Origin of the sequence: Actinotalea fermentans (assembly GCF_007991475.1) — a bacterium.
Lineage (GTDB): Bacteria > Actinomycetota > Actinomycetes > Actinomycetales > Cellulomonadaceae > Actinotalea > Actinotalea fermentans.
The window spans coordinates 25588-31869 of record NZ_BJYK01000003.1; the positions used below are offsets into that span (position 1 = coordinate 25588).

5 protein-coding genes are annotated in these 6282 nt (G+C 75.5%); 3 read left to right on the top strand and 2 right to left on the bottom strand.

Annotated features, from left to right (window positions below):
- The first annotated feature begins 61 nt into the window (after positions 1-61).
- The 3 genes from AFE02nite_RS07265 to asnB all read left to right on the top strand — a co-directional run bounded on the left by AFE02nite_RS07265 (position 62) and on the right by asnB (position 4692).
- The gene (locus AFE02nite_RS07265) at positions 62-328 is read left to right on the top strand and encodes a PqqD family protein (RefSeq protein ID WP_052114022.1); all 267 of its coding nucleotides are present in this window, start codon (positions 62-64) and stop codon (positions 326-328) included.
- Positions 329-440: 112 nt separating this feature from the next.
- On the top strand, positions 441-2528 hold the full coding sequence (locus AFE02nite_RS07270) for a glycosyltransferase (RefSeq protein WP_034248708.1): 2088 nt from the start codon (positions 441-443) through the stop codon (positions 2526-2528).
- Between the two features lies 1 nt (position 2529).
- Positions 2530-4692: an asparagine synthase (glutamine-hydrolyzing) gene (gene asnB / locus AFE02nite_RS07275; protein ID WP_222594358.1), complete on the top strand. Its 2163-nt coding sequence runs from the start codon at positions 2530-2532 to the stop codon at positions 4690-4692.
- On the opposite strand, the gene AFE02nite_RS07280 is transcribed toward asnB, so the two are convergent.
- A complete protein-coding gene (locus tag AFE02nite_RS07280; protein WP_186814495.1) occupies positions 4693-5649 on the bottom strand; it encodes a glycosyltransferase family 2 protein in 957 nt (318 codons plus the stop codon). It abuts the gene before it with no gap.
- A partial coding sequence (locus tag AFE02nite_RS07285) for an acyltransferase (RefSeq protein ID WP_456047856.1) occupies positions 5646-6282 on the bottom strand: 637 nt, incomplete at its 5' end. The genes AFE02nite_RS07280 and AFE02nite_RS07285, both read right to left, overlap by 4 nt.

The following is a 6282-nucleotide window of genomic DNA, read 5'->3' on the forward strand; positions in this document are numbered from 1 at the left end:
ACATACGGGCTGATCGTGACGGATCGGGGTATTTCCCGTCGAGACCGGGTTAGCATCCCCCATGCGCCTTCGCGGAGACGACCTCACCTGGCAGGAGATCGACGGCGAGCTGGTCATCCTCGACCTCGCCCGGTCCTCCTACCTCACGACGAACGGCACGGGGGCCTTCCTCGCCAAGCTCCTCGTCGAGGAGCGCAGCGCGGACGACCTCGCCGCCGCCCTCGCCGCCGAGTACGGCATCGACGAGGCTGACGCGCGCGAGGACGTGGCCGCGTTCGTCGCGGAGCTGGGCCGCCTGGAGCTCCTCGAGGGCACGCCTGCCGAGTGACCGACCCCCGGGTGAATTAGCCCGGTGTTTGGTGGGCTTTTCCGTTTCGTCACGTACCCTTGTGGTCCCAGGGGGCAGATGCTCCCGTATCCCCTGAAACAGGACGATCACGGTGGCCAACGAGGCGGCAGGAACACGCGCGACGCGTCCGGCGGTCCACGTCGTGGTGGTCACCTACGAGAGCGCCGACGTCCTGCCGACCCTGCTGAGCAGCCTCGACGACGGCCTGGCCGGCGTCGGGAGCTGGCACCTGACGGTGGTCGACAACGCCTCGACCGACGGCACGCCGGAGCTGGTCGCCCGGCTCGCGCCCCGGGCCCTGCTGGTCCCCATGGGCCGCAACGCCGGGTACGCCGCGGCGATCAACGCCGGCGCCCGGCACGGCGCGGCCGACGAGGTCCTGCTCGTCCTCAACCCCGACGTCCGCCTGTACGCCGGCGCCGTGGTGGCCCTCCTCGACGCGCTCGCGGACCCGCGCGTCGGCATCGCCGTCCCCCGCCTCGTGGGGCCCGACGGCGCCACCGCACCCTCGCTGCGGCGCGACCCGAGCGTCGGGCGGGCCTGGGCGGAGGCGCTGCTCGGCGGGAGCCGCGCGGCGCGCCTCGGCTGGGCCGAGCAGGTCACCGAGCCGGAGGCCTACACCTCCCCCCGCGACGCCGACTGGGCCACGGGCGCCGCGATGGCGATCTCGCCGGCCTGCCGGTCCGCCGTCGGCGACTGGGACGAGTCGTTCTTCCTCTACTCCGAGGAGGTCGACTACTGCCAGCGCACGCGCGACGTGGGGCTCGCCGTCCGGTACGTGCCCGACGCCGTCGCGACGCACCTGTCCGGGCCCTACGGCGGCGACGTGGACCTGTGGCGCCTCGTCGTGCGCAACCGCCTCACGCTCTTCGCGCGGCGCCACTCCCGCGCGTCGGCGGCCGCGTTCCGGGCGGGCGTACTGGTCGGGCAGGCGCTGCGGGCGCCGGTGAGCCCGGCCGGGCGCGCGGGCGCGGCCGAGGCGTGGGCGCACAGCGGACGACCCGCGGGCTTCGTCTGGTTCGCCGCGCAGGACTGGTGGTACCACAACCGCGCGCACTCGGACTTCCAGCTCATGCAGGAGGTCGCCCGCACGCAGCCGGTGCTCCTCGTGAACAGCCTCGGCCTGCGCCTGCCGACGCCCGGTCGCAGCAGCAACCCGGCCCGGCGCATCGGCCGCAAGCTGCGCAGCATGGCCAAGCTGGTCCGCCGGCCCGTACCGGGCCTGCCCGGCTACCACGTCATGACGCCGATCATGCTGCCCGCGTACGGGGACGGGGCGCTCGCGCGCCTGAACGCGCTCGCGATCCGGCTGCAGGTCAGGCTCGTGGCGACCGCGATCGGCATCGGGCGGGCGCCCGCGGTGGCGGTGACCATCCCGACGGCGTGGCCGGTGGTGCGCCGGATGCGCCGCTCCGCGCTGCTCTTCAACCGGTCCGACCGGCACTCGGAGTTCCCCGAGGCGGACCAGCAGCTCGTCGCCGGCCTCGAGGACGCGCTCCTGCGCGAGGCCGACCGCGTGCTGTACGTCAGCCACCAGCTCATGGCCGAGGACGCCCCGGTGGTCGGCGACCGCGCCGTCTTCCTGGACCACGGCGTCGACCTCGAGCACTTCGCCCTGGTCGACGGCGCACCCACCAGCCCCGAGCCGGAGCTGGCCGACGTCCCGCACCCGGTCGTGGGCTTCTTCGGCGGGCTCGACGACTACGTCGTGGACCTGGAGCTCCTCGCCGAGACCGCCCGTGCGATCCCCGAGGCGAGCGTCGTCCTGGTCGGCGACGCGACCTGCCCGATGGACGCGCTCGAGGCCCTGCCCAACGTGCACTGGCTCGGCTTCCAGCCGTACGAGCGGATCCCCGCGCTGGGCCGGCACTTCGACGTCGCTCTCATGCCGTGGCTGGACAACGACTGGATCCGGTACGCGAACCCGATCAAGCTCAAGGAGTACCTGGCCCTGGGCCTGCCGGTCGTGTCCACCGACTACCCCGAGGTGCACCACGGGAACGGCCACGTGGCCGTGGCCCGCGACCGCGCCGAGTTCGCCGAGCTCGTGCGCCGCCACCTCGCCGATCCCGGCGACGCGACGACGCGCCGGGCGCGGCGGGAGTCGGTGCTCGGGGCCACCTGGCGCGCGCGCGCCGACCAGCTTCTCGAGATCGCCGCGGCAGCAGGGAGGGCATGACATGTGCGGGATCGCCGGGGTCCGGAGCTTCACCGGGCACACCCCCACCGGCTACACGCTCACCGCGATGGCGGACACGCTGGTCCACCGGGGACCGGACGCGTCCGGCTACTGGGTGGGCGAGGGCATCGGCCTGGCGCACCGCCGCCTGTCGATCATCGACCTCGAGGGCTCCCCGCAGCCCATGGCCAGCCCTGACGGGCGCTGGCACCTGGTCTTCAACGGCGAGATCTTCAACTACCGCGAGCTGCGGTCGCGGTTCGCCGGCGCGTTCGACTACCGCACCGACGGCGACGGCGAGGCGATCCTCGCCGGGCTCGTGCGGCACGGGATCGGCGTCGTGGAGCACCTGCTCGGCCAGTTCGCGTTCGTGGCCTACGACTCGGCCACCGGTGACACCTACCTCGTCCGGGACCGCCTCGGCGTCCTGCCGCTGTTCTACCGCCTGGACGGCCGCGAGCTCGTGTTCGGGTCCGAGATCAAGGCGGTGCTGGCGGGCTCGGGCGGCGCGCCCGAGGTGGACCTGGCGAGCCTCGGCGCCTACCTGCGCGGCCGCTCCGTGCCCGCGCCGCACACGCTCGTGCAGGGCGTGCGCAAGCTCCCCGCCGCCCACGTCCTGCGGGTGGGCCGCGACGGCCGGTCCGAGCTGACCCGCTACTGGGCACCGCCGGCGCCCGACGCCGAGGGGACGTGGACGCCGGACGCCGCGGTCGACGCGGTCGCGGAGGCGGTCCGGGAGGCGGTCTCGTCGGCGCTCGTCGCGGACGTGCCGGTCGGCGCCTACCTGAGCGGCGGCATCGACTCCAGCCTCATCACCGCGGTCATGAGCGACCTGCGCGCCGGGGCCGGCGTCGAGACGTTCTCCGCCGGCTTCGGCGACCCGCGCCACGACGAGCTGCCGTGGGCGCGCCGGGTCAGCGACCTCCTCGGCACCACGCACCACGAGGTGCTCGTCCGGCCCGCCGACTTCGAGGCGCACTGGCGCCGGCTCACCTGGCACCGCGACGCCCCGATGTCCGAGCCCGCCGACGTCGCCGTCTTCCAGCTCGCCCGGCTGGCCCGCGAGCGCGTCAAGGTGGTCCTGTCGGGCGAGGGCGGGGACGAGCTCTTCGCCGGCTACCCGAAGTACACGATGACCCGGATGATGCAGGCGACGCGGTTCGTCCCGGGCGGGCTGCGGGCCGCCGTCGTCGGCGCGCTCGACCCGCGGCTGCCGTCGCGCGCCGCGCGCGCCCGGATCGCGCTGCGCGTCGCGGGCGCGCGGACCGAGGCCGAGCAGCTCGCCCAGTGGTTCGCGCCGTTCTCCGCCCGCGAGCGCGCCCTCCTGCTCGGCGGTCTCGAGCAGCACGAGGACGTGCCCGCGGCCGACGTGCCGCGCGACCTCGTCGGGCGCATGCTCGCCGCCGACCTGCGCAGCTGGCTGCCCGACAACCTCCTCGAGCGCGGAGACCGGATGTCGATGGCCACCTCGCTCGAGCTGCGTCCCCCGCTGCTCGACCACCGGCTCGTCGACCTCGCCTTCCGCCTGCCGTCGTCGGTCAAGGTGCGCGACGGCGTCACGAAGTGGGCGCTGAAGCAGGTCGCGCGCCGGTACCTGCCGGACGAGGTCGTCGACCGCCGCAAGGTCGGCTTCCGCGTGCCGCTCGACTCGTGGTTCCGGTCCGGGCTGCGCGACTCCATGTGGGACCGCCTCACCGGGCCGCGCTCGTTCGTGGCGACCGCGCTCGACCGGGACGCCGTCGTCCGCCTGCTCGAGCGCCACGAGTCCGGGACCTTCAACGAGGAGGCCCGGATCTGGACGCTGATGTCGCTGGAGGTGTGGCACGAGATGCTCATGGAGCTGCCCGCGCCCGCGCCGACGCACGCCCCCACGGTGCTCAGCGCCGCGCTCGCGGCGGACATCGACGAGGCGCTGAGCCCGGCGCTGCACCCCGACCTGGGGCCCGACCTGGCGCTCGACCCGGCGCTCGCCGACCTGCCGGTCCCGACGTCCCCGGCGGGCCTGGGCGAGCTCGAGTACACGGCGCCGCGCGAGCCCTCCGCCGCCGAGCTGCCCGAGCCGAGCGTGCCGCCCGAGCCGAGCGTGCTGCCCGAGGCGGCCGACGCACCTGGCGCCGAGGACGCCGTGGCGCCCGGCGACCTGGCCCCGGAGTCCGGGCGCTAGCTAGCGGCTCGCGGGGACGGGCGCCGGGGTGCCGGTCCAGCCCGCCGTCCACGAGCGGTCGGCCACCAGCGGCCGCCACACGGGGTCCCCGCTCGCCCGGACGCGCTCGCCGGCGGCCCGCAGCGCGGCCCCGGCGAGCAGCAGCCCGACGCCGGCGCGCGCCTTCCACGCCGGCCAGCGCTTGCGGGCGAGGGTCGCCTTGCCCGTCATGAGCAGGCGCACCTTGTGCGCCTTGCGCGAGGAGGACGCGCCGACGGCGTGCACGGCGACGGCGTCGGGCGTGATCGCCGGGTGGAGGCCGAGCTCGGCGGCCCGCAGGGACAGGTCGGCGTCCTCGCCGTACATGAAGTAGTCGGTGTCCAGCCCGGCGAGCCGGTCCCAGGTCTCCCGGGTCGTCATGAGCAGGCAGCCGGTGACCACCGGGACGTGCCGGTAGGTGTCACGCTGCCACCCGCCGAGCGACTCGGGGTCGAACACCCGCGAGCCCTTGAACGCCGCGCTCAGGCCGGTGGCGAAGCAGAGCCAGCTCCACAGGCTGGGCGCACCCCAGCACGAGCTCGGGTCGAGCCGGCCGTCGGGTCGGACGGTCCGGCCGCCCATGACCCCGGCCGCGGGGTCGGCATCCAGGGCCGCCACCAGCGCGTCCACGGCACCCACCTGCACGACGGCGTCGGGGTTGAGCAGCAGCACGCGGCGCCCCGTCCCGAGCGCGGCCCCGAGGTTGCAGCCGCGGGCGAAGCCGATGTTCTCCTCGGCGAGCTCGACGCGGAGCTCGCCGAGGGCGCGAGCCGCCCACCGAGCGAGCACCTCCCGGGTCGGGGCGTCCGAGGCGCTGTCGACGACGACGACCTCGGTCCGCACCGCCGGCCGCGCGTCGACGAGCAGCGCCTGCAGGCAGCGCTCGACCCACTCGGGTCCGTTGTGGGTGACGACGACGACCGTCACCTCCGGGGTCACGCGCGCTCCCGGAGGCCGTCGACCGGCGCGGCGCCCTCGCGCCAGGACACCACGCGCGCCGGCACGCCGACGGCGATCGCGTTCGGCGGGACGTCCTTGGTCACGACGGACCCGGCGCCGACGACCGCGCCGTCGCCCACCCTCACGCCCGGCAGCACCACGACGCGCGCGCCCAGCCACACGTCGTTCCCGATGACGACGTCCGCCTCGCGCCGCGGCTGCTCCGCCATGAGCCGCCCCGCGGCCGTCCCGTAGTTGCTCGCCGTGAGGAAGACCTCAGGGGCGAGCAGCACGTCGTCCCCGATGCGGATGCGGCCCGACGTGTCGCCGGCCCACAGGGAGCAGCGCTCCCCCACGTGCACGCCGCGACCCAGGGTGATCCGCTCGCCGTTGCGCAGGCTCGCGGTCGGCGACATCCGCAGCCCCGGGCCGGCACTCAGCCGGCGACGGGGCTCCACGTGCGTGTAGGCGTAGAAGCGGGCGACCTTCGCCAGGTGCGCCACCAGGCGCGGGTCGAGCATCCGGGCCAGCTCCGCGACGGCGGACCAGCCCGCGCCCCGCCGCGGCATCAGGCGGCCACCCGCGTCGTCGTGTCGGCGTACCAGCCCACGTCGCCGCGGGCCCGCCGGCGGG